Origin of the sequence: Streptomyces sp. MK37H, assembly GCF_018035285.1 — a bacterium.
GTDB classification, from domain to species: Bacteria; Actinomycetota; Actinomycetes; order Streptomycetales; family Streptomycetaceae; genus Streptomyces; species Streptomyces endocoffeicus.
The window spans coordinates 1-1,577 of sequence record NZ_JAAAYH010000824.1; the positions used below are offsets into that span (position 1 = coordinate 1).

The following is a 1,577-nucleotide window of genomic DNA, read 5'->3' on the forward strand; positions in this document are numbered from 1 at the left end:
CGTGAGTACGCATCGCATCCGCAACCCCATCGGCGGCCATATCCGTGTGGCCGGCGGCCTGGCCACAGTCGGTCTGGCGCACGCCGCCGACATCGGCGCCGAGACCGTCCAGGTCTTCGTCGCCAATCCGCGCGGCTGGGCCACCCCCGCCGGTACGCCCGCCCAGGACGAAGCGTTCCGCGCCGGCTGCGCCGAGCGGTCGATACCGGTGTACGTCCACGCCCCCTACTTGATCAACTTCGGTTCTCACACCGAGGCCACGGCCGAACGCTCCGTCGCCTCCCTGCGCCATTCGCTCCGGCGCGGCCGGGAGATCGGCGCGCTCGGCGTGGTCGTCCACACCGGCTCGGCGACCGGGGGACGCCCGCGTGCCACCGCGATCGCGCAGGTGCGGGAGCGGGTGCTGCCGCTGCTGGACGAGCTGAACCGGGACGACGACCCCTGGCTGCTGCTGGAGCCGACCGCCGGGCAGGGCACCTCGCTGTGCGCGCTGGTGGAGGATCTGGGGCCGTACTTCGACGCGCTGGACCGGCATCCCCGGCTCGGGGTCTGCCTGGACACCTGCCATGTGTTCGCGGCGGGCCATGACCTCGCCGCCCCGGGCGGTGTGAAGCAGACGCTGGACGAGCTGGTGGCCGTCACCGGCGAGGGGCGGCTCAGGCTGATCCACGCCAATGACTCCAAGGACGTGGTCGGTGCCCACAAGGACCGGCACGCGAACATCGGCGCCGGGCACATCGGGGCGGAGCCGTTCCGCGAGTTGTTCACCCACCCCTCGACCGACGGGGTGCCGCTGGTGATCGAGACGCCGGGCGGTACGGAGGGGCATGCGGCGGATGTGGCCCGGCTGAAGGAGCTGCGCGCCGGGGTGGCCTGAGAACGCGCCCGGCGTATTGAGGAATACCCCTAGGGGGTATAGCGTTGACAGTGGTCGACGAATCCGCGATCACCGCTGGGGGTATGGACATGCGACAGCATGAGCACACACAGAGCGGACCTCATGAGCCCCATGGCCACCAGGGCCAGGGACACGAAGACCATGGACACGAAGACCATGGGCACCAAGGCCACGGGCACCAGGAGCACCACGGGGGCGCGACCAGTTGGTCGATGGCCGCCCAGGCCACCCTGCACTGCCTCACCGGCTGCGCCATCGGCGAGATCGTGGGCATGGCCATCGGCACGGCCCTGGCCTGGCACAACGTCCCGACCATGATCCTGGCGATCGTGCTCGCCTTCGTCTTCGGCTACTCCCTGACGATGCGGGGCGTGCTGCGGGCAGGACTGGATGTGCGCAGCGCGCTGCGGGTGGCCCTGGCGGCCGACACCGTATCGATCACGATCATGGAGCTGGCCGACAACGCGACGATCGTCGTCTTCCCGGGCGCGATGGACGCGACACTGTCGGACGTTCTCTTCTGGCTCAGCCTGGCCCTGTCGTTCATGGTGGCGTTCCTGGTCACCACGCCGGTCAACAAGTGGATGATCGGGCGGGGCAAGGGGCATGCGGTGGTCCACCAGTACCACTGACCGCGCCACGGGTGATCACGCCACGGCGGTGCGCCCGGACACCGCTA

2 protein-coding genes are annotated in these 1,577 nt (G+C 70.0%); both read left to right on the forward strand.

The features are described 5' to 3' along the window. The first annotated feature begins 1 nt into the window (after window position 1). The gene (locus tag GWI24_RS44200; protein ID WP_210951636.1) at window positions 2-877 is read left to right on the forward strand and encodes a deoxyribonuclease IV; all 876 of its coding nucleotides are present in this window, start codon (window positions 2-4) and stop codon (window positions 875-877) included. Window positions 878-960: 83 nt separating this feature from the next. Beyond that, complete coding sequence (locus tag GWI24_RS44205; protein ID WP_210951637.1) at window positions 961-1,530, forward strand: DUF4396 domain-containing protein; 570 nt, start codon at window positions 961-963, stop codon at window positions 1,528-1,530. The last annotated feature ends 47 nt before the right edge of the window (window positions 1,531-1,577 follow it).

What these genes read in the sequence shown, in the direction of transcription:
- GWI24_RS44205 (WP_210951637.1), top strand. Translation starts at nt 961, where the DNA reads ATGGACATGCGACAGCATGAGCACACACAGAGCGGACCTCATGAGCCC.